This is a genomic window from Bacillus sp. FSL R5-0416 (genome assembly GCF_037975425.1).
In the GTDB taxonomy this organism is placed as follows: Bacteria; Bacillota; Bacilli; order Bacillales; family Bacillaceae; genus Bacillus; species Bacillus subtilis.
Window position 1 is genome coordinate 3899006 of record NZ_CP150252.1, and the last position, 20920, is coordinate 3919925.

Annotated in this window: 22 protein-coding genes; 2 read left to right on the plus strand and 20 right to left on the minus strand. The window is 46.7% G+C overall.

The features are described from left to right. Positions 1–33: 33 nt before the first annotated feature. The 14 genes from pruA to spsA all read right to left on the minus strand — a co-directional run bounded on the left by pruA (position 34) and on the right by spsA (position 14189). Complete coding sequence (pruA, locus tag NYE20_RS20595) at positions 34–1581, minus strand: L-glutamate gamma-semialdehyde dehydrogenase (RefSeq protein ID WP_161621146.1); 1548 nt, start codon at positions 1579–1581, stop codon at positions 34–36. A gap of 226 nt (positions 1582–1807) precedes the next feature. Further along, complete coding sequence (rocG, locus tag NYE20_RS20600; RefSeq protein WP_161621145.1) at positions 1808–3082, minus strand: glutamate dehydrogenase; 1275 nt, start codon at positions 3080–3082, stop codon at positions 1808–1810. A gap of 176 nt (positions 3083–3258) precedes the next feature. Next, positions 3259–3723 carry a biofilm surface layer hydrophobin BslB gene (gene bslB, locus NYE20_RS20605; RefSeq protein ID WP_014478326.1) on the minus strand — a complete coding sequence of 155 codons (465 nt, stop codon included), beginning with the start codon at positions 3721–3723 and terminating at the stop codon, positions 3259–3261. Between the two features lie 323 nt (positions 3724–4046). Then, positions 4047–4502 (minus strand): dTDP-4-dehydrorhamnose 3,5-epimerase family protein, encoded by a 456-nt coding sequence (locus NYE20_RS20610; RefSeq protein ID WP_032727110.1) that lies wholly within the window; start codon positions 4500–4502, stop codon positions 4047–4049. Beyond that, positions 4495–5346, minus strand: a complete 852-nt coding sequence (gene rfbD / locus NYE20_RS20615; protein WP_015250965.1) for a dTDP-4-dehydrorhamnose reductase — start codon at positions 5344–5346, stop codon at positions 4495–4497. Before rfbD ends, NYE20_RS20610 begins: the two co-directional genes overlap by 8 nt. A 13-nt stretch (positions 5347–5359) precedes the next feature. After that, a complete protein-coding gene (gene rfbB, locus NYE20_RS20620; RefSeq protein WP_161621144.1) occupies positions 5360–6307 on the minus strand; it encodes a dTDP-glucose 4,6-dehydratase in 948 nt (315 codons plus the stop codon). Continuing rightward, positions 6307–7047: a sugar phosphate nucleotidyltransferase gene (locus NYE20_RS20625; RefSeq protein ID WP_017696230.1), complete on the minus strand. Its 741-nt coding sequence runs from the start codon at positions 7045–7047 to the stop codon at positions 6307–6309. Before NYE20_RS20625 ends, rfbB begins: the two co-directional genes overlap by 1 nt. A 24-nt stretch (positions 7048–7071) precedes the next feature. After that, the gene (locus tag NYE20_RS20630; protein ID WP_159377125.1) at positions 7072–8091 is read right to left on the minus strand and encodes a PseG/SpsG family protein; all 1020 of its coding nucleotides are present in this window, start codon (positions 8089–8091) and stop codon (positions 7072–7074) included. A 2-nt stretch (positions 8092–8093) separates the two neighbouring features. Then, positions 8094–8816 (minus strand): spore coat protein, encoded by a 723-nt coding sequence (locus NYE20_RS20635; RefSeq protein ID WP_032725144.1) that lies wholly within the window; start codon positions 8814–8816, stop codon positions 8094–8096. Continuing rightward, positions 8809–9930, minus strand: a complete 1122-nt coding sequence (locus NYE20_RS20640; protein ID WP_038828099.1) for an N-acetylneuraminate synthase family protein — start codon at positions 9928–9930, stop codon at positions 8809–8811. Before NYE20_RS20640 ends, NYE20_RS20635 begins: the two co-directional genes overlap by 8 nt. Further along, positions 9930–10799, minus strand: a complete 870-nt coding sequence (locus NYE20_RS20645; RefSeq protein WP_003243179.1) for a GNAT family N-acetyltransferase — start codon at positions 10797–10799, stop codon at positions 9930–9932. The genes NYE20_RS20640 and NYE20_RS20645 overlap by 1 nt, the downstream gene beginning before the upstream one ends. Further along, a complete protein-coding gene (locus tag NYE20_RS20650; RefSeq protein ID WP_048654797.1) occupies positions 10800–11969 on the minus strand; it encodes a DegT/DnrJ/EryC1/StrS family aminotransferase in 1170 nt (389 codons plus the stop codon). A gap of 20 nt (positions 11970–11989) precedes the next feature. Next, complete coding sequence (locus NYE20_RS20655; protein ID WP_163117058.1) at positions 11990–13414, minus strand: CDP-glycerol glycerophosphotransferase family protein; 1425 nt, start codon at positions 13412–13414, stop codon at positions 11990–11992. A 4-nt stretch (positions 13415–13418) separates the two neighbouring features. After that, on the minus strand, positions 13419–14189 hold the full coding sequence (spsA, locus tag NYE20_RS20660; RefSeq protein ID WP_100505951.1) for a spore coat dTDP-glycosyltransferase SpsA: 771 nt from the start codon (positions 14187–14189) through the stop codon (positions 13419–13421). A gap of 319 nt (positions 14190–14508) precedes the next feature. Here spsA and gerQ point away from each other — a divergent pair, with 319 nt between their 5' ends. Further along, positions 14509–15054: a spore coat protein GerQ gene (gerQ, locus tag NYE20_RS20665; RefSeq protein ID WP_128738353.1), complete on the plus strand. Its 546-nt coding sequence runs from the start codon at positions 14509–14511 to the stop codon at positions 15052–15054. 43 nt (positions 15055–15097) lie between these two features. Here the strand turns inward: gerQ and NYE20_RS20670 are convergent, their stop codons facing one another. From NYE20_RS20670 to NYE20_RS20680, 3 genes are all read right to left on the minus strand, one after another. Next, positions 15098–15469, minus strand: a complete 372-nt coding sequence (locus NYE20_RS20670; protein WP_003227446.1) for a DUF423 domain-containing protein — start codon at positions 15467–15469, stop codon at positions 15098–15100. Positions 15470–15530: 61 nt separating this feature from the next. Further along, entirely contained in the window at positions 15531–16853 is a 1323-nt protein-coding gene (locus NYE20_RS20675) for a purine/pyrimidine permease (RefSeq protein ID WP_015384975.1), read from the minus strand. A gap of 19 nt (positions 16854–16872) precedes the next feature. Then, positions 16873–17190, minus strand: a complete 318-nt coding sequence (locus tag NYE20_RS20680; RefSeq protein ID WP_014481255.1) for a YwdI family protein — start codon at positions 17188–17190, stop codon at positions 16873–16875. A gap of 167 nt (positions 17191–17357) precedes the next feature. On the opposite strand from NYE20_RS20680, the gene NYE20_RS20685 reads away from it, so the two are divergent. Further along, positions 17358–18728 (plus strand): aldehyde dehydrogenase, encoded by a 1371-nt coding sequence (locus tag NYE20_RS20685; RefSeq protein WP_072175360.1) that lies wholly within the window; start codon positions 17358–17360, stop codon positions 18726–18728. Between the two features lie 24 nt (positions 18729–18752). On the opposite strand, the gene NYE20_RS20690 is transcribed toward NYE20_RS20685, so the two are convergent. From NYE20_RS20690 to NYE20_RS20700, 3 genes are all read right to left on the minus strand, one after another. After that, positions 18753–19430 (minus strand): uracil-DNA glycosylase, encoded by a 678-nt coding sequence (locus NYE20_RS20690; protein ID WP_014478341.1) that lies wholly within the window; start codon positions 19428–19430, stop codon positions 18753–18755. Positions 19431–19443: 13 nt separating this feature from the next. Then, positions 19444–20250, minus strand: a complete 807-nt coding sequence (locus tag NYE20_RS20695; RefSeq protein WP_339183965.1) for a glycosyltransferase family 2 protein — start codon at positions 20248–20250, stop codon at positions 19444–19446. An 89-nt stretch (positions 20251–20339) separates the two neighbouring features. Continuing rightward, positions 20340–20873, minus strand: a complete 534-nt coding sequence (locus tag NYE20_RS20700) for a hypothetical protein (protein WP_009968358.1) — start codon at positions 20871–20873, stop codon at positions 20340–20342. Between the last annotated feature and the right edge of the window lie 47 nt (positions 20874–20920).

The window sequence follows — 20920 nt, forward strand, 5'->3', positions numbered from 1 at the left end:
TCTAAAGAATCGCACGATTTTATTTCTCTCAAATCAAAAAGCTTCGGACGTTGTTTTGGCTTGCATATGAAGAATTAAGTAATCGGGACCGCCTGCTTTTGAGTCTGTTCCTGACATATTAAAACCGCCGAACGGCTGATAGCCGACAATTGCTCCGGTACATCCTCTGTTAAAATATAGGTTTCCGACATGGAAATCCTCGCGCGCACGTTCAATGTGCGCACGGTTTTTCGTCAGAAGCGCACCTGTTAATCCGTATTCCGTGTTATTGGCAATCTCCAGCATATGATCGAAATCACGCGCTTTGCAAATCGCAACAACCGGGCCGAAAATTTCTTCCTGCATCAAGCGGGCGTTTTCATCAACATCTGCAAAGATCGTCGGCTGAATAAAGTAGCCTTTTGAATCATCGCCTTCTCCGCCGGCCAATAGCTTGCCTTCAGATTTGCCGATTTCAATGTATTTCATCACTTTGTTGTAGGATGCTTCATGAATCACGGGACCCATATACGTATCAGGATCTTCTGGATTGCCGACAGTCAGCGTTTTGGTCAGCGCCACAGCTTTTTCCACCACATCATCATAAACATCCTGATGGATGACCGCGCGGGAGCCCGCAGAACACTTCTGTCCTGAATATCCAAATGCTGAATACACGATAGAGGATGCAGCAAGGTCAAGATCAGCGTCCTTGTCGACAAGCACTGTGTCTTTTCCGCCCATTTCTGCAATTACCCGTTTGAGCCATTTTTGGCCCGTCTGCACTTTGGCGGCTCGCTCATAAATCCGGCAGCCGACTGCACGGGAACCTGTAAATGAGACAAACCGTGTCTTCGGATGCTCAACTAAGAAGTCACCGATCTCCGCTCCATCTCCCGGAATGTAATTCAGAACGCCGTTTGGCAGACCCGCTTCCTCCATGACCTCGACAAATTTTGCTGCCACTACCGGGGCTGCGTCAGCCGGTTTTAAGAGAATCGTATTTCCTGTCACAATCGCTGCCGCCGCTGTTCCCGCCATAATCGCGAGCGGGAAGTTAAATGGAGAAATGACGATGCCGACGCCAAGCGCTTCGTAATGATATTGATTGAACTCGCCAGCACGGCTCTTCACCGGAGCCCCTTCCTTGAGCTTTAACATTTGGCGCGCATAGAACTCTAAAAAGTCTATCGCTTCAGCCGTGTCCGCATCTGCTTCCTTCCACGGTTTTCCCGCTTCCTTCACAAGATAGCTTGAAAATTCATGCTTTCTTCTGCGCAAAATAGCCGCTGCCTTAAAGAGAATATTCGCGCGGTGCTCCGGTCTTTGTTTTTTCCAGGAATCAAATGCCTGTAATGCGGCTTGCATTGCTTTTTCAGCAAGCTCTTGATCTGCTGTAGACGCGTACCCAATGATCTCTTCTTTATTTGCCGGGTTAATGGAAATGATTTTGCGGTCCGTTTCAATTTTTTCTCCATTTATGACAAGCGGATAATGTTTGCCGAGCTGAGTGTTTACAAAGGCCAATGACTCCCCAAATGCAGTTTTATTCTTTGCTTCCGTAAAATCGGTAAATGGTTCGTGCGCGTATGTGACTGTCATATGTAGTCCCCCTCGTGTTATGAAATATATCTTCGCATATGAATAAAAATGCAAGAATCATGCCATTTTCTTGTCTTTTGCTGAAAAAACTTGTTGAATCGAACAGAAATTTGTCTAACAGGTGATCATCTTTCTCTATTTCCGATCTTGAACGCAAATTTATTTTGCGATTTTTGCTCTTTAGGCAAAAAACAAACGCAAAATTATTTTGCGGAGGCTTCTCAAATTAGACCCATCCGCGGAATCGCGATGCTTCTGCCGATTTTCTGATGCCCGTCATGTAAGCCGCCAAACGCATATCCACTTTATGTGTTGCCGCTGTCTGATAAATTGTTTCGAACGAGCTGACCATGACGTTTCTCAGTTTTTCTGCAACCTCTTCTTCTGACCAATAATATCCTTGGTTGTTTTGCACCCATTCAAAATAAGAAACCGTGACGCCGCCAGCACTCGCCAGGATATCCGGCACAAGCAGCACGCCTCTTTCATTCAGGATCTTAGTGGCATCAATGGTTGTCGGGCCGTTCGCCGCTTCGACAACAATTGACGCCTGAATGTTATGTGCGTTTTTGGCTGTGATTTGATTGGAAATCGCGGCAGGCACTAAAATATCGCAATCCTTTTCAAGCAGCTCCTCATTTGCGATGACGTCAGTAAATAAGTTGGTGACCATACCGAAGCTGTCCCGTTTATCGAGCAAATAAGGAATATCAAGGCCGTCCGGGTTGTAGAGCCCGCCATTGGCATCAGAAATCCCGATCACCTTCGCGCCCGCATCGTGCATGAATTTGGCCAGGAAGCTACCCGCGTTTCCAAAGCCCTGTATGATGATGCGCGCGTTTTGCAGCTTGATCCCTTTTTTCTTCACCGCTTCTTCAATACAAATCGTGACGCCCTGTGCCGTCGCCGTTTCCCGTCCTTGCGACCCTCCCAAAACAAGCGGTTTACCTGTAATAAAGCCCGGAGAATCGAATTCCCGCAGCCGGCTGTACTCATCCATCATCCACGCCATAATCTGCGAATTTGTGTATACATCTGGAGCTGGAATATCCTTTGTCGGACCGACGATCTGGCTGATGGCACGGACATACCCCCTGCTCAGCCTTTCCAGTTCTCCAAATGACATTGTCCGCGGATCACAAATAATACCGCCCTTCCCGCCGCCGTAAGGAAGATTGGCAATCCCGCATTTGAGCGTCATCCAAATGGATAACGCCTTTACTTCCTCTTCATTGACTTCTGGATGGAAACGTACGCCCCCCTTTGTCGGACCGACAGCATCATTGTGTTGTGACCGGTAGCCTGTGAACACTTTGACGCTCCCATTGTCCATTTTGACTGGAATGCGGACAGTGAGCATTCTCTGCGGCTCTTTCATGAGTTCATACATATCGCCCGGATAACCCAGCTTCCGAAGGGCTTCCTTAATGATTGTTTGGGTAGACAGAAATAAGTTAAGAGCTTCTTTTTCTTCATCTTTCGAGACTTGCTTTGCTGACATCTTTTTCACCTCATTGTTTTTTTGGCCGGCTGTAATGTAAGCGCTTTAAAAAATCAGCCCGCCAATTCCTTTCTGCATTGGATTCACCCTTATCATCATGCAAGATCCGTACCAGCTTTTTTAATCAACAAAAAAGAGACTGAAAACATCTCAGTCTCTGATTAAAAATCTATTTATTAACGAGGGTCAATCACAAGCTGCGTTTCAGCATTTAAACTACCGATTCCCAAACCGTTTACTACATCGCCTTTAATCGTGTAAGTGCCTGCGCGCGGAAGGGTTTTGCGCACCATGACGAGGTCAAATTCGGATGCGCCTAACAAATCAAGCGTAAGCGGGAGTCTGACTGTTTTTCCATCGTTTAAAATCTGTGTTTCTTTCAGTGTTCTTCCATTCACTGAATCTCTTGTCGTAGCATGAAACCCGTCAGGAAATTGAAATTCTACCGCTCCGAGAGAAAGCACCGCATTTGGTTTATATGTCACTTCAATATCAGAAGTGGTCCACTCTTTCGTGCTGTTAATTGTTTTTGCCTCGATTGATGCAGACTGTGCATGAGCTTGGCCCGAAGGAAGTAAGATTGATAGTAAAACAGCTGAACTGATGAATAATGAAGATACGAATGAAGTTCTTTTTAACATGACATTTCCCCCTAATTGATTGTTGAAATTTGGCCAGAGCGTCCTCTGCAGAAAAAGCGCCTTTTCGTAATTCGCGAATTACCAGTTCTTTTTCTTAAAAATTAATCTATCATCATTTTCCATGGAAGTAAATGCTTTTTAAGGAATATTAACACTTGGAATTCATTGAGAATTCCTTCCTGTTTATACAAGGTTCAAATGGACGATTTCTCTCTCTTTTTCTAGTAACATCCGCCTGACATTTCCTATCTTTTATCCTATTTTAAAAAAGGACAAAAAAAGTCGAAGATGCCTCTGCTCTTCGATTGATCACGTTCCTATTTTTATCTGAATTCAGTGTTCCAGTTAAAACCGATCGTCTCATCATTCCACGGAATTCTTTTTTCATCAGGCTGATCCGGGTTATACGACATGGTGGTAAAATAGATAATTGTCAGCGGCGTCTCTCCCAGCACTCTGTATCCGTGAGCCACCCCTTTTGGGATTAATAACAGCATCGGGTTGTCTTCGCCCATATAATAGACGTCCGTTTCTCCTTTTGTCTTTGAATCCTCTCGAAGATCGTATAGGACAACCTGAGCGTGGCCGGTTGGGAAGAACCAGAGATCATCCTGCTTCTCATGATAATGAAATGCCTTAATCACACCCGGATAGCTTTTCGACCAAGAGGCCTGCCCAAAATGCTCAAGGAGATTCTCATCGTCCCGGACCAGCTCAGCAAAAAAGCCTCTGTCATCGCTATGCTTTCTCAATTTTTTTACCTTGACTCCATCAATCACACGCACTGCTCCTTTCCTGCAAATACTCCCGTAACGCTTCCCGCCAGTGGCGGGGACGGATGCCGGCTTCTTCAATGGCCCGATGGCTCAGCACAGAGTAAGCCGGACGGGGCGTTTTGTTCCCGTATTCCTCTGTCGTTACAGGCAAAATGGCTGTTTCCAGCCCGCTTTCTTCCATAATTGCCGTCGCAAACTCATACCAGCTGCATATGCCTGAATTGCTGACATGATAGATGCCCGGCGGATGGCTGAACAGTTTGATGACCGCTTCTGCTAAATCCTTCGTATAAGTCGGCGAACCAATTTGATCGCTGACAACCCGAAGCTCTTGTTTCGTTTCAGCAAGCTTCAGCATGGTTTCAACGAAATTACTGCCGCCATGTCCATACACCCACGATGTTCTGATGATCGTGCTGTCTTTTGTCGTTAATCGTATCAGTTCTTCTCCGAGCCTTTTGCTTTTGCCATAAATGGTTTTCGGATCGAGGGGATCGTCTTCCCTATATGGCTGGGTTCCTTTCCCATTGAATACATAGTCCGTGCTGATATGAACATATTGAGCTCCGATGCGGGTTGACTCAAGCGCTGTATAATAAGCGCCGATTCCGTTAATCAAGTACGCTTTATCAAGCTCTTTCTCGCATTGATCAACCGACGTAAACGCGGCGCTATTGACCACGATATCCGGCTGATAATGGCCAAACGAATGCCGTACTGAGCGCTGGTCAGCAATGTTCATCATCTTCTTTGTTAACGCAATGACCTCATATCCGGCTTGCTTCAGCTGGCGGCATAGTTCCAAGCCAAGCTGTCCTCCCGCCCCAGTCACCAATACCTTTGTCAATCAGATCACCTTCTCATCGGTCATTGTCTGTATACCACTGAATCGTACGCGCAATGCCTTCTTCAAACGTCACTTCCTGCCGCCAGCCCAGTTCGTTTTTCAGCTTTGATGCATTGATCGCATAGCGCCGGTCATGCCCTTTTCGGTCTTCCACGTGGGCGAACAATTCCTCACAGCCCAGATGCTTCAAAATGGCACTCGCCAGCTCTATATTCGTGCGTTCATTTCCACCTCCGATGTTATACACCTCGCCGTCGGTCCCTTTTTCTAAAATCAGCTTGATCGCGCGGCAATGATCCTCCGCAAACAGCCAGTCTCGGATCTGGAGTCCATCGCCATACAGCGGAACAGGCAGGCCCTGCTTCGCATGACGGATAATCGTCGGAATCATTTTTTCGCTGTGCTGATAAGGTCCGTAATTGTTGCTGCATCGTGTAATGATGGCCGGAAGCTTGTGGGTTTTCACATAAGACAACACGAGCAAATCAGAGCTTGCTTTGCTGGCTGAGTATGGGTTATTAGGAGAAAGCGGCGTCGTTTCTGTAAACGCGGGATCATCCGCTTTTAAATCCCCGTATACCTCATCTGTTGAAATATGAATCAGCTTCTTGGCTTTTCCTTTCAAGACCGCTTCCGCCAATCGGTATGTCCCCATGACATTTGTGGTGATAAACGGCTCCGCTTGGGAAATGCTTCTGTCCACATGCGATTCTGCTGCGAAGTGAATGACGCCATCGTAGGTCTCGTCAAAAGCGCGGTCGATATCCTCCTGAACGCTGATGTCCCCTTTTACAAAGCGAAAACGGCTGTTTTGCTTTAATTTTTCCATTTCCTCCGGGTGGCTGGCATACGTCAGTTTATCTAAAACGGTAATGCGCGCATCCGTTTCCCTCAGCATGAGCTTTGTAAACGTGAGCCCGATGAAGCCGGCCCCGCCTGTAATTAAATATGATTTTGCCATCACTTTTCGTCCTGTCCTTTCCGTAAATCCTGGTGTACAAGCTGGGAAGCGAGATAAAGCGATTCGTGAGTTCCGGCATCTACCCACCAGCCTGATAACACATCATACGTAAGCTGGCTGTTTTCGATGTATAGATTATTCACATCGGTGATTTCCAGCTCGCCGCGCTTTGATGGTGATATTTGTTCAATATACGAAAACACCTCTGCATCATACATATAAATGCCGGTAACACAAAGGTTGGTCGGTGGCTGTTCGGGCTTTTCGATGATGGAACGAATCCGCTTGTTTTTCTCATCAATCTCAGCAATCCCGAAGCGTTCTGGGTCATCAACTTCTTTCAGAAGCACTTTTGCTCCTTTCCCCTGCTGTTCAAAGCGTTCTGTATAAGGCTTTAATGAATCTTCAAAAATATTATCACCTAATAATAAAATGAAAGACTCTTTTTTCGTAAAGCGCTTTGCATAAGACAGCCCATCCGAAATGCCCGATGCTGCCGGCTGTACTTGATAAGTGATAGTAACGCCAAGCTCTTCTCCGTTTCCAAGCAGTTTATAAAATTGCGGCATATGCTCTTTTTGGCTGATGAGTAAAATGTCTTTTATTCCGGCTTCCTCCAGCTTCATAATCGACCAGTATATCATCGGATACGGGCCTACAGGAAGCAAATGCTTGTTGACGGCTTTCGTTAAGGGCATAAGGCGTGAGCCGTTTCCTCCGGCTAAAATAACACCTTTCACATTAACACTTCCTTACATGCATTTTTATATCTTTTGTTCATATAAATCTTGAAGAATAGCTGTTACCCGCATAATGCCTTTGCCATCCACGAGCGGCCTTCCTCCCTTATGCAAAGAAAGGCGAAGAGGATAGCTGCTCATAATGCGTGACATCTGATAGATGAGTGTTTCATCCGGTACAAGCTCACCCAAACCAAGATCAAGAGCGGCGCCTTGGCCAGCAAATGTTTTTGCTGTTGCCGTTTGATGCTCAACCTGAGAAAGAACAAGGCACGGCACGCCGATGCAAATGGCTTCATATAGAGAGATGCCGCCGGCGACAATGGCTGCGTCCGCTTGTTTCATCAAACCTGCCATATCATTTGTCTGTTCGATCATCTTGTACTGCGGCTTCTTTTCGATCCGCCTTCGGACTGCCTCTTGATGCGGTGAAGCGCTCCCCATTACAAACATTATGTTTTTGTCTTTTATGTCGGGGACTTGATCAGCGGCAGCCAGCACTTTAAAAATAAGCTGCTTCGGATCACTTCCTCCTAATGCAACAAGGATATTGCGGCAGTCTTTCTTAAGTGTGTAATCCTCTCTTGCGGCCTGAAAGGCGGGGTGAAGAATAAGATAGTCCGGGCCTTCATAGATGCGTGTGTTTCCCTGAACGTACACCCTGCTTCTGATGTCACCGTAAATTCCGTTAATGACTGCGTCACTATATTGAATCGATTTACCGTTTTTCTCTTCAAAAAGAACAATTTTCGCATCTGTCTCCGTCTTTATTTTCTTTAACAGCTCTGCAGGCGCGCCTAGAATATCAAACAAAAGCAAATCAAGCTTCTTGCTTTTTATTTCCCGGAGAATAAACTCGTGCTGCTGCAGCTCCGGCTTTACGATGACCTGCCAATGCTCTTCATGAAGAAACGCTTCAGAATCCTGATTCGTATAAAACGTAATCAAGCATCGCTGTTTGAGCCCCTCCGCAAGTCTCTTCATCCGGACAACATGGCCCATTCCCTTTTCATAGCCGCCGTCTGCGAAGATCCCAACATGCATGGCTATTCAGCCTCTCGTTCGATTGCCGCATCGGGATTCCGGTTCAGAAGGGTGATAAGCTCTGAGGCGGATACATCGGGGCGCTCGCCTGCTTTTTGATAGAGAGCCTTTATCGATTCATAGTCTTCCTTTGTATCAATGGTCAGCCGATATTGAGGGGCGCGAAATCGTTCCGGCGCCTCTAAAAACTGCACACGATAAAGAGCTGGATGATTCCTTATATATAACGTGACATGCTCCTGATATTGATCCTCCATATTCTGAATACGGCTGATGTCAATTAACAGGTTGGCGTTGACCACTTCGCCGCAAATCCCTAATGGGGCATTCAGGATATACGTATAATCCGACCCTTGATCAAAATGCGCCTTAATCATTACATCGAGCAGCTCCGGATCGACAAACGGATTATCACCCGTTAACCGGATGATGACTGACGGTTTAACAGCTTCTATGACCTTCACAAACCTATCGAGGACACGTTCTTCGCTCCCGCGGAAAACACGAAAGCCTTGTTTGATACAGTGCGCCTCTAATATGTCGTCAGTTTCTTTGTCAGACGTGGCGATGACAAGATTATCCCGATCCTTTTGGTAAAACGCGCTTTGCCGGACACGGTGAACGAGAATATCAAGTAAACGATTCGATCCGAGCGGCCGAAGCACTTTTCCCGGAAGCCTTGTTGAACCCATTCTTGCTTGAATGATAAAGAGAATATCATTCATGAAACGGGCTGTCCTTCAGTAAAATGTCATCCCAGACAATGCCTGTGTCGGCCGGAATGTCTCTTACAGCCCGAACACCGCTGGTCAGCAGTTCAAAAAATCTCGGGTGCAGCCCCTGCGGCTTTTGTCCGGGCCGAAGCACTGCGATATTGTCTTCACTAAAGGCTTCACCTTTTTGAATCGGAGCTGTTGTAAAAATGCCTCTGTATGCAAAGTTTCTGATTTCTCCTTCGATGGCGGTCGTTGTTTTGTATGAACTGCCAAGCAGTTTTTCTGAGACCGGCTTTGTGATCCCCTGTTTCAGCTCAGCTTCCGTTTTCCTGATGCCATTGACCATTTCTTTCAATTCATCCGGATTTAATGCAAACGAGTGGTCGGCACCCGGCAGATTTTTATCGATCGTAAAATGCTTTTCTATCAGTTTTGCTCCGAGCCGAACCGCGGCACACGGCGCTTCTGTCGGATGCTCGCTATGATCGGAGAAGCCGATTACCGCCTCAGGAAAAGCGGCGGCAAGCATCGGAATGACGCTGAGGTTGCTGTACTCCGGCGGTGCTGGGTATTTCGCCACACAATGCATTATGGCAATTTGATTGTTTCCCTCTGCCCTGATGGTGCGCCAAGCTTCGTGAACATCAGAGATTTCAGCTCCGGCTGTCGAGAAAATCATCGGCCTGTTCAGCCGGGCGACATATTTAAGCAGCGGGAGATGGTTAATTTCATAGGATGCGATTTTAAAAGCGCTCGGCGAGGTAGACTGAAGCAGATCAGCTGACCCCTCGTCACATACCGTACTTAAAAAGATCACCTGCTTTTCGCGGCAGTAATCCAATAGCGGTAAAATCCACTCAGCAGGCATTTCCATAGATTGAACCAAAGAAAAAATAGAGACGTCCTTGCCCGCTGCCGTCTTGTACAAACCAGGATCTTTCTGGTACATCCTATCAGCTTGGAACATTTGAAATTTCACGGCATCCGCTCCCGCTTCCGCCGCGGCGTCTATCAGCGCAAAAGCCTGATCAAGCTTCCCGTCATGATTAATCCCCGCCTCAGCAATAATAAAAACAGGAGCGTCTTTGCCTACAGTTTTATTCGCGATCTGAAACGCTGCCATTATTTCGCCTCCTTGCCCGGCCAAATATGATAATAGTAATACGATTGTTCAGCGGTGAAGCCCATTCGTTCATAAAGGCGGATCGCCCTTACATTGTGAAGCTGCGTCCCCGCTGTTACCGTTCTATGCTTCTGGGTCTCCGGTTGTTCTATGAGATTCGCCAATAAATGAAACGCAATACGTTTCCCTTCAAATCCCGGCTTTACAGCCATCAAATCGAGAATGCACTCATCATCTCTTGATAAGCCCTGAAGATAGCCGATGACCTCGCCATTGTGTTTAGCGACAATATTGACCGCCGCCCTTCCATTCAGATTGTTTCGTGTCCACTCCTGAAATATTTCGTTTGCTGCATCGCGGCTGAGATGAGGATCCTGAAAATATCTGCTTTTTGTAAACGAGTCTCGGGCCAGCTCACATATCGCTTCTGTGTCTCCGGGCTCAGGCGGGCCCAGTTCAAAAAATGGCGGTGTTTTGTCATAAAAAGACGGAGGCATCGCCAGCTTCAGCAAACTCCCGACAAAGTAAGAGGATGGCTGCTGTTGTATCACATGCGCGGCTCCGATATCTTCAGCCGGAACACGGACAAAGATAAAATCCGTTTCATCCATTTGGCGTACAGTATAAAAAGCTTCAAACAGCCTCTTTAGCTGCCCGGTACTATTTGCCGCAAGAAGTTTGACGTTCATGACTTTCTTCTGAAGCACCTTGCTTTCCCACAAAGAATCTTCGTAAAGCAATACGCCTTGGAGCCTGCTGTTTTCAAAAAGGCCGAGGGAAAATTGATACGGAACATCCAATGTAAGCTTTCTGCTTTGGAGAAATTCCTCAATTGCCTCTTTGGAGACATTTTCTTTTACCGTATACACTTAATCAGCCCCTTTTACGATATCCCGCACAGCTTCAATGACATCATCTACATCGTCGTCAGACATTGATGGATAGAGCGGGAGAGAAAGGGTTCGTTTATAGTAATTCATGGCATTCGGAAAGTCCGCTTCCTTATATCCAAATTGCTTTTGATAATACGGATGAATGTGTACTGGAATAAAATGAACGCTAGTGCCGATATTGTATTCATCCTTTAAAGCCGTAATCATTTCGCTGCGCGTAACCCCGGCCTTTTTTTCATCAACTTGCAGAACATATAGATGCCAGGCGTGCCTGCCGTCATCATGGACAAACGGCGTGATCAGCCCAGGAATCTGCTGAAAAGCGGTTTGATAGCGGCCGGCAATCTCTTCTCTCCGTTTCTGCATATCATCCAGCCGTTTCAGCTGATGAAGTCCGAGGGCCGCCTGCAAATCAAACATATTCATCTTATAGCCGGGCGATTCGACTTCATAGTACCAGCTGCCATTTGAAGAATAACGGTTCCATGCGGCTTTACTCATGCCGTGAAGGCTTAGCACCCGTATCTTATCGGCAAGCTCCTCATCATCAGTCGTCAGCATGCCGCCTTCCCCTGTCGCGAGGTTTTTGGTGGCGTAAAAGCTGAATGCCGTTGCATCCCCGATAGAACCGATCATTCTTTGCTTATAAGTCGTATATACCGCATGTGCCGCATCCTCCAGCACGAATAAACCATGATTTTGGGCAATAGCCAATATTGCATCCATATCGCAGGACTGCCCGCCAAAGTGGACGGGCACAACTGCTTTCGTTCGCGGTGTGACGGCCGCCTCAAGCTTTACCGGGTCAATATTGAGCGTGTTTTCGTCAATATCCGCAAACACAGGCGTCGCTCCCGTATGAATAATCGTATTGGCAGTCGAGCTGAACGTAAGCGGAGAGGTAATGACCTCGTCCCCGGGTCCGATCCCTTTTGCTTTCAAAGCCAAAAATAAAGCTGCGGTACATGAATTCACCGCCACGGCGTGCTTCGCCCCGACAAACGCGGCAAACTCTTTTTCAAACTGCTGAACCTTCGGGCCTTTAGAGAGCCATCCCGATTCAAGCGTTTCTGTAACCTCCTGAATTTCTTCCTTACCGATTAACGGCAATGAGTAAGGGAGAAAATGATTTCTCTTTTGCACCATTTCTTTGCGCTCCTATCATTTTATTCAGTATCTTCCCGCCTGTAATCAACTCCTGTTTTGGCTTTCAGTTCCGCAAATAAAGCATTTGTTGATTCTGCCACCGGATAATTAGCCGCTATGAATGCCAGGCGCGCCTCTTCTGCTTTTTGATGCACGTCGGGACTTCGAAGAACTTCAACCAAGGTGTGCGCCAGTTCATCCGGCTGGTCAAACATAAAATCGCCAAGAGACTCATAATACGGATACGAGCGATTTCCGGACGATTTTCCGATCAGCACAGGCTTTTGAAACAGCATTGCTTCAAGACCGACTGTCGAGGTTTGTGTCACTGCGGCATCAACATACGGCAGCAAATCATAAAGCTCCAGCTCCTTTTTGATGACTCTGCATGCCTTATGTTTTTTCGCCGCCTCGTGATACAGATCAAGCTTGTTTTTTCCGATTTCCCACGGGTGAGGTTTGATAATAATCTGCAGCTGCTTCTGATCAGAAAGCCCCTGCAGCACACCGGAATAAAAATCTTCTGAAAAGGGCTGAGTGGCAATGAGCACAATTTTTTTAGTCGGCTGAAAAGCAAGTTTTCGATAGAATATGGACATATCCATAGGCGTTCTGTTAAAAATCTGATCGAAGCGGGGATGTCCCGTTACGAGAATCTGCTCGGGTTTACAGCCTTTTCGTATGAACCACTCTGCTTCATACGCACCAAAAACAGCTTGATAGGTTGTAAAAACAGGAATGAAGGCTTCATCTCCCATCAATGCGCCATGCTGAAGACAAATGCTGACGGCCCCTTTTCTTTGACACATGAGAGCGAGCACCCTGCTGTAAATGTCTTCTGCCGTTCCGACAATAACAGCTGAAATCTTTTCCTGTTCAAACAGCGCATCAACTGTATCAATGGCCTCTATAAATAAAGGAATATCTTTGAAAAGCCGGTCGCGAAACGCTTGATCACCAAATGCCGGGTGATCATCATAAGGGGCGAGAAGCGAACAGGCTGTTTCGAGATACTGCTTCGAATCGCCTTTTTGGCATGAATCCGCAATCTCCCGCTTGCTAATTACAGGCAGATCACAATAATGCGGCAAACTCCATCTGGCCAAAACAGCCGTTTTTTCAGGATCAAATTGATAGTAATTTTCGTTTGAAAAACGCAGGTAATCAAAGTGCAAAATGACTTTCCCTTTAACAGGTTTGACATTTGTTTTAACGATTTTTCGGATTCTTTCTTCAAAAAACGGCTGAATCTGTCCCTCATCGATATGCTGATCCACCGATCCGAATAATTCCGGTTCTTCTTCCATCATCACCCTCAGCTCAGGGCTGATGTATTGATAAAAATTACTGATAAGCCCAAGCGGAATCCCTTTGTAGCGAAGTTTGTCAAAAAGCTCCACGTACTTCCGGTACAGCACCCAATAATTGCTTAAATAGGCCGACAAGCTCTCACCCCATTCCAAGCTTTTTTAATGATTCACGCAGTTCTCGGCAATTTCGCTGCGGAGGAAGGTTCCTGACAAATTCATTTTTTTCTGATTCAAACAGCTGAAAGTGAATCGATTGGTCGGTAATATAATTCAGGTCCAGCTCCTCATCCAGTGGGTAAAACGGATAAAAATGATTGACTCTCCAAAAGAACCGGGCATCTCCTATACGGTAAAACGCCGGGCTTTCATCCCAATAGGAGCCAAACTTCCCCTTTACCTTCTCAAGCACCGAATACCTGTGCATCACCGAGCAATGATCAATTGCGCACGGTGCGTTCCATGTCACTTGAGCGGCAGGCCTGACAGTTTCTTTTACAATGTCGCGATTCTCGTTTAAATGATAGGTTTTGGAGGCTGAGTAAATCACAGCCTTTTCAGGATGGGTATCGAGCTCCCGCACCATTTTCAGGAGGCGGTCCGGCATATAGATGTTGTCATCCGTCGCATAGGTGATATATTCACCCTCCGCCATCCCAATCGCCTGATTGATCAGTGCCGCGTATCTCGTTTTTTCTGTTCTTTCCTTCACTCCAGATATATCGCTTTGATAAAAACGCACTCGGTTATCATTCAAAAAAGGACGGATTACATTCAGCGTCTCTTCATTGGAGTTGTCATCCATAATAAACAATTCAAAATCTGAAAACGTTTGTGAGAGTATGCTAGAAATGGACTTTGCCACATAATCGCTTTTGTTATAGCTCGTCATAATGACTGATACTTTAGGCAAATCCTACACCTCCTTCTTGGAACTTCACACCTGAAACTATCGTTATCTTATGTTGCTTATGCTCAAGTTGCGCTAGGGATACAAACCAATATGCGAAAAGTTTGTGTATGTCTCTGAAAAACAGCGGCTGCCCAGAGCGAAATCTGATCGGTCCGCTGTTCTTTTTCAGCATAATCCAAGCATCAGCCTCATAAGGTGAAAGAGATAAAAATCGCACCAGCGACTAAGATCGTTTTCCATCGGAGGTGAGTCATCGCGGAGCGTTCACCTATACATCCAGAACATGTTTTGAATGGTTTTCATAAAAAGGAGGAACGATATGAAACCGAAAAAAAATCAATATCAGCAAATACAGGCATTTGATAATATGCAGGGGTATCAGCCTCAGTTTGGCGCCAACCCGTACCCGCAGCAAGGCCAAGGCTCACAAATGCAGACAATGGGGATGCAGCCAATGATGCCAATGCAGCAGGGACAGCAAGGACAACAAGGACAGCAGGGATTTGGATTCCCGGGCCAGCAGCAGGGCGGTGGTTTTCAAATTCCATCGGGGCCTACACCGTCAGGACCGGGCCAAAGCGTTCCCGGCATGCTGCCTGTTGAGGAATCTTACATCGAGAATATTTTGCGCCTGAATCGGGGAAAAACGGCCACCATTTATATGACATTTGAAAACAGCAAGGAATGGGGCTCGAAGATTTTTCGCGGCGTCATCGAAGCTGCGGGCCGGGATCACATTATTATCAGCGACCCGAAATCAGGAACACGCTACCTGCTCCTGACAATCTACCTCGATTACATTACATTTGATGAAGAAATTGCTTATACGTATCCATATTCCATGGCGTCCTATTCGCCAAGATAAGAAAAAAGCCAATCACTCATATGATGAGGATTGGCTTTTTTGTTTATAGATATTTGACGGCTGCGACAACGATCATAATCCAAGAAATAATAAACGCCACACCGCCGAGCGGGGTGATCGCTCCAAGAATGGAGATTTGCGTCACACTTAGAATATATAAGCTTCCGGAAAACAGCACAATTCCCGCAAACATCAGCCAGCCGGCTGTCGTGACACTGCCTATGCCGGATAATTTATCAGCCAGAAACGCGACAACGAATAACCCAAGGGCGTGATACATATGATACTGCACGCCTGTGTGCCAAACCTGAAGATACTTATCAGGTATTTTCCCTTCTAATCCGTGAGCGCCGAATGCTCCGAGTCCCACGGCAAGCAGGGCGTTAATGGCCCCTAATATGATAAAAACTTTCATCTATCTCTCCCGCCTTTTCGTTAAACTCATATCATTTATCTTATCGCACCTGCTCCAAAATTCAATGTTTGTTCTCCGTTGACACGAGATTGTCGGATTTTCTCCTGCGCCAAAGCTGGAACTGGTCAGCTGCTATTGCAGCAAGCGTCCCTAATACGAGCCCGTTGCTTAATAGAGAAATAAATACCGGATGCAATCCCTTTAACGCAGTTTCAGGAACAAACATGATACCGACCCCTGTCAGCAGCGAGATGCCGATGATAGACCTCACCCTTTTTGATTCTTCTTTCTCATATGAATCAAATTCGGCAAAGGCCAGACCGCCCATTGCGGAGAACACAACAAAATTCACCGCAAATCCAACGGGTGACGGCAGGCTCGCAAACGTATTCATAAAAAACGGGATCACGCTGATCACGATAACCAGAATACTGCCGAGCATAAACGGTTTTTTAGAAGGCATTTTGGTCGTTTCAATAAAACCTGCGGCTCCCGAAATCGGAACAGGCGCAATGGCTCCCGTCAAACCGCTAAGCAGATGGCTGAATGAAGCGGCAAAACCGGCATGGCGTTCATGATGCTTTCCATCAGGCTGTTTGCTGAATTTTTTCACGGCGATGTCCACGACCTTCATGCTCGCCAGCATATTCACGATCAGCAAGATGGTAATAAAAATAGAAGTGATGATCAGGCCGCTGTTAAATAATGGTGTCCCAAAAGGAAACAGGGAAGGCAGCTGAAACAGCCGGTCCGGCATTTCAATCGGCTTTGCCGCTCCGGCAGCCGCAAACAGCACCCATCCGCCGAACAAGGCTAATAAAATAGAATATTGCTTAAAAAACATGATGTTCGAATTTGTCATTATAAAGGCGGCTGCGATCACAACAAGCGCCAGGCCAAATACAAGACCGTCCACCCCGTCCTGTCGATAACCGATTCCGAGAATTCCTTTTATAATGGGCTGACTCAGCTGCATGACAAGAAGCAATAAATAGACGCCCGTTACAACCGGAGTAAACAATTTTGCAAGTCTGTCAATGACCTTGAAAACACTTAACAAAAAGAAACATACAGCGCTTACAAGAAGAGCTCCCTGCAAACCCCGCAGTGTGTCTCCATATGTCGCAAACACAGTTCCCGTCAGCCCTGCGTAGATCGTATACACTCCCCACCACAAGCCGGCTGGGCTTTCATTAATCGGCAGTCTGTGGCCTTTCAAACACTGAATGACGGCGGCAATTCCCAGTACAAAAAAAGTGCTTTGAATCAATCTTGCAGAATCTGAGTGATCCAGATGAAACGACTGGGCAACCGCCACCGGAACAACTATCGCCGCAGCAATGATAAACGCTGTCCATTGCAGCGCGCCAAGAACCAATTTCACGTAAGCTCAACCTCTCTCTTTAAAAATCAAATAAAGACTCTCCGTTTCCATCCTCTTCCTGCTTCTCTTTTTCTTGCTTTCGAAATTTGTTTAATCCCGCGCTCCCCATCATTTTTTCCATCATCAGCTGGTCTGTCGATGGCGGCGCGGCAGGACTTGGCGTAACGCTCGGCTGTATGCGGGGCGCGCTCACGTTCTCCGGCTGATCAAGCACGACATCACACAGAGAACGGACAACCGCTACATAACGCTTCAGCTCCTCATCCCGTTCAGCTGTTTTTGCTTTTTTCAGCTCCTCTTCCATCTTTTGAATTAATGCAGATATATGAATGTTCATGAAGCACCCTCCAAAAAAATAAATGTTGTCTTCCTGCATTTTATCAAATTCCTGCTGTAAACGCAGATATGAGTTTGTTATTTTTTCTGACAAACCTTGCGCGATTGACAAGCAGAAGAGATTTTTCACATAATAAATCACCATACCTTACAAAAAGGAGAAACGGAATGAACAGCATCCCCTCTATCATCAGCAAGCATAAAGCCTATTTTGCGGCGGGACATACGAGACCGCTTGAATCGAGACTGAACATTTTGCGAAAGCTGAAACAAGCCGTCAGAACTCATGAAGCCGATCTCATAGCCGCTCTCTACCAGGATCTCCACAAATCCGAGCAAGAAGCATACTCAACAGAAATCGGAATCGTCTTGGAGGAAATCAGCTTTGTCATGAAACGGCTGAGAAAATGGTCCAAGCCGAAACGAGTCAAAACGCCGTTGACTCATCTAGGCTCCAAAAGCATCATCATCCCTGAGCCGTATGGAACCGTTTTGGTGATTGCGCCTTGGAACTATCCCTTGCAGCTGGCGCTTTCTCCGTTGATTGGAGCCATTGCGGCGGGGAACACGGTCGTTCTCAAGCCATCAGAATATACGCCGGCTGTTTCCGCTGCACTTTCGAAACTCATCAGCAGCGTTTTTCCGACCGATTATGTCGCTATGGCAGAAGGCGGGCCCGACGTCAGCACAGCATTATTACAGCAGCCCTTTGACTACATTTTCTTTACAGGCAGCGTAGCCGTGGGAAAAATCGTCATGGAGGCCGCCGCCAAACAATTAATTCCCGTAACCTTGGAGCTCGGCGGCAAAAGTCCCTGCATCGTCCATAAAGATGCTGACATTCAGCTTGCCGCCAAACGCATCGTCTTCGGGAAATTTACAAATGCGGGACAAACCTGCATCGCACCGGATTATTTATTTGTCCACGAGGACATCAAAACGAAGCTCACAGAAGAAATGAAGCGTGCGATCAGAGAATTTTACGGTCCTAAGCCGGAACGGAATCCGCAGTACGGCAAAATCGTCAGTGAACGGCACTATCAGCGGCTGCTCAGCTTTCTGAATGACGGCATCCCGCTCACAGGCGGACAATCTGATCCCAATCATCACAAAATTGCGCCGACCATTCTCGAACAAGTGAGGGATGACTCTCCAGTGATGCAGGAGGAGATTTTCGGGCCGATTCTTCCGCTCTTTATATACCGCAATATCGGGGAAGTCATTGAAAAAATCCAATCGCGCCCTAAGCCGCTCGCCCTGTATCTCTTCACCACAAACCAAGAAATTGAGCGCGCTGTTTTAGGAAATCTGTCGTTTGGCGGGGGCTGTGTCAATGATACGTTAATGCATGTGGCGACGCCGTATTTGCCATTCGGCGGCGTCGGGGAAAGCGGCATCGGCAGCTATCACGGGTTTGACAGTTTTAACACATTCACGCACAAAAAAAGCGTCGTCAAACAAACGAACCGCTTCGACTTCGCATTTCGTTATCCTTCCTCCAAAAACGGGCTGCGAATGATTCGAAAAATACTCAAATAAAAAAGCGCAGATCACCTGCGCTTTTTACAAATCCTTAATACACCAATCAATCGGCGCCTCTCCCATTTTCTCCAAATAGGCATTCGCCCGGGAAAACGGTCTGCTCCCGAAAAATCCGTTTCTCGCCGAAAACGGGCTGGGATGCGTCGATTCAATGATAAAATGCTTGGACGTGTCGATCCGTTCTTTTTTCATTTGGGCATGCCGTCCCCATAAAATAAAGATAACCGGCCGCTCCCTTTCATTCAGCACGTCAATAATTCGGTCCGTCAGTCGCTCCCAGCCTTTTCCCTTATGGGAATTCGCCTGTCCGCGCCTTACTGTCAGCACAGTATTCAGCAAAAGAACACCTTGCTTTGCCCAGCTCACAAGCGACCCGTGATTCGGGATGCTGCACCCGATGTCCTGCTGCAGTTCAAGAAAAATATTTTTTAACGAAGGCGGCTGCTTTACACCGGGCTTGACAGAGAAGCTTAAACCTTGAGCCTGTCCCGGCCCGTGATACGGATCTTGTCCCAGAATGACGACCTTGACATCATCATATGATGTATAATGCAGCGCATTGAAAATATCCCGGCTGTCCGGATAAATCGTTTGCTCCGCGTATTCCCGCTTCAGCATTTCTCTGAGCTCTTGATAATACGGTTTCTCAAACTCTTCCTTTAGCTGATTCCACCAGCTGTCTTGTAAAAGCTGTTTCAAGATTCAGGCCCCCTTACGAACGATGAAGTCTGGAATAGACAGGCTCGCCATCCCAAACCATTTCACTTTTCGCTTCCCGCCTCTTCATCTCAGGCTCTTCAAGCAGGACGGCAAAGTTTTTCGTCGGCAGCTCCCCGAGTCCGTGCTTTTCACTTAAACGATCCAAATATTGCTTCCGCTTGGCGCCAAGGTCCGCAGACTGATTGTCTCCCGCGTCACTGAAGGCATAAATCACACTGGCGCAAGGGACACGCTTCACCCGGTAATCCTTGGCCGCGCGCAGATAAAAATCCCAATCCCAGTAATTGTGCACATCAGCATTGAAATACCCGATTTCATCATGCAGAAAACGTCTGTACATGCTGCCCGACGGCACGTATGTAGAAAACACTCTCATATCCTCATAGTCAGCGGTATAAGCAAACAATTTCCGTGACACTGGATATCTTGTTCCGTATTTCTCTTCAAACGAAACTATTTCCGCATCAGAATGAACGAAGTCAGCCGTTTCTATTTCCTTTGCCATTTTCTCGATATGCCCTGGCGTAAAGAAATCATCGTCATCACACAGCATAATGCAATCGCCAGACGCCTCTTTTACACCGGCATTTCTCGCAGCCACATGCCCCGAGTTCTTTTCTAAATTGATGACAGCAATCGGCAGCTCCGGATACAGTGCTTTGACCGGCACGACCGATTCCCCGGCATCATTCACAATAATAATTTCATACGGCTTCAAGGTCTGGCGGGAAATCGACTCCAAAAGCTCACACAAAGCCGGAATCCGATTATAGGTCACAATTACGATAGAAATCTTCATGATGCTCTCCTTCTCATTTTCATAGTCATGTACTATTAAAACATATATTGAACAGGAGATCAGTGGGAATATCCTACTGAAACGGCATACTACAATGATAGAAACAGCAAAGTGGCTCCGATCAGAAGCACCATGATCAGCATCAGATCTCCAAAGACATGAAAGATATCTTTCATGCGGACGCCATTCGGAAGGATAAGACGCCACAGCTTAGATTGATAGACCGGCAGCAGCACCAGTGCATAAGAAAGACACAAAAATGTAAAAGCCGGCGGCACAAAAGCACAGCCTGCATCGTCCCAATTCATCATGATGTCTTTCATACTAGATCCATCCAATAAAAACAAAGATATCATGAGGGCTAGCAACACAAAGGACCCCAATTGAACCTCAAACAGGCGCATTTTCTGGTTATATGCAAATCGGACCGCCCAAAACCAGACATAAGCATATGAACATAGCAGCGTAAGAATGGCACCTGCTGTAAAGACGACATCAGGCAGCCGATCAAGCAGAAAAACAAAAGGCAAGCTGGCTGCCATAGCCAAGAGCATGCAGCCACCAGTAAACAAAAATACTGCCCCATGAGCTACAAAACCATATAAACAAGAGCTAATCCTCACGACATACACCTCCTTTACATAGAAATTCTATGTATATACCTAAAAAA

Bases quoted from the DNA above. Each gene is read 5' to 3' on its own strand.
- bslB (WP_014478326.1), bottom strand. From the start codon at position 3,723: ATGTTAAAAAGAACTTCATTCGTATCTTCATTATTCATCAGTTCAGCT.
- rfbB (WP_161621144.1), bottom strand. From the start codon at position 6,307: ATGGCAAAATCATATTTAATTACAGGCGGGGCCGGCTTCATCGGGCTC.
- NYE20_RS20680 (WP_014481255.1), bottom strand. From the start codon at position 17,190: ATGAACATTCATATATCTGCATTAATTCAAAAGATGGAAGAGGAGCTG.
- NYE20_RS20670 (WP_003227446.1), bottom strand. From the start codon at position 15,469: ATGAAAGTTTTTATCATATTAGGGGCCATTAACGCCCTGCTTGCCGTG.
- rocG (WP_161621145.1), bottom strand. From the start codon at position 3,082: ATGTCAGCAAAGCAAGTCTCGAAAGATGAAGAAAAAGAAGCTCTTAAC.
- NYE20_RS20650 (WP_048654797.1), bottom strand. From the start codon at position 11,969: ATGGTGCAAAAGAGAAATCATTTTCTCCCTTACTCATTGCCGTTAATC.
- NYE20_RS20640 (WP_038828099.1), bottom strand. From the start codon at position 9,930: ATGGCAGCGTTTCAGATCGCGAATAAAACTGTAGGCAAAGACGCTCCT.
- NYE20_RS20695 (WP_339183965.1), bottom strand. From the start codon at position 20,250: ATGAAGATTTCTATCGTAATTGTGACCTATAATCGGATTCCGGCTTTG.
- pruA (WP_161621146.1), bottom strand. From the start codon at position 1,581: ATGACAGTCACATACGCGCACGAACCATTTACCGATTTTACGGAAGCA.
- NYE20_RS20685 (WP_072175360.1), top strand. From the start codon at position 17,358: ATGAACAGCATCCCCTCTATCATCAGCAAGCATAAAGCCTATTTTGCG.
- NYE20_RS20630 (WP_159377125.1), bottom strand. From the start codon at position 8,091: ATGCATGTTGGGATCTTCGCAGACGGCGGCTATGAAAAGGGAATGGGC.
- NYE20_RS20635 (WP_032725144.1), bottom strand. From the start codon at position 8,816: ATGAATGATATTCTCTTTATCATTCAAGCAAGAATGGGTTCAACAAGG.
- gerQ (WP_128738353.1), top strand. From the start codon at position 14,509: ATGAAACCGAAAAAAAATCAATATCAGCAAATACAGGCATTTGATAAT.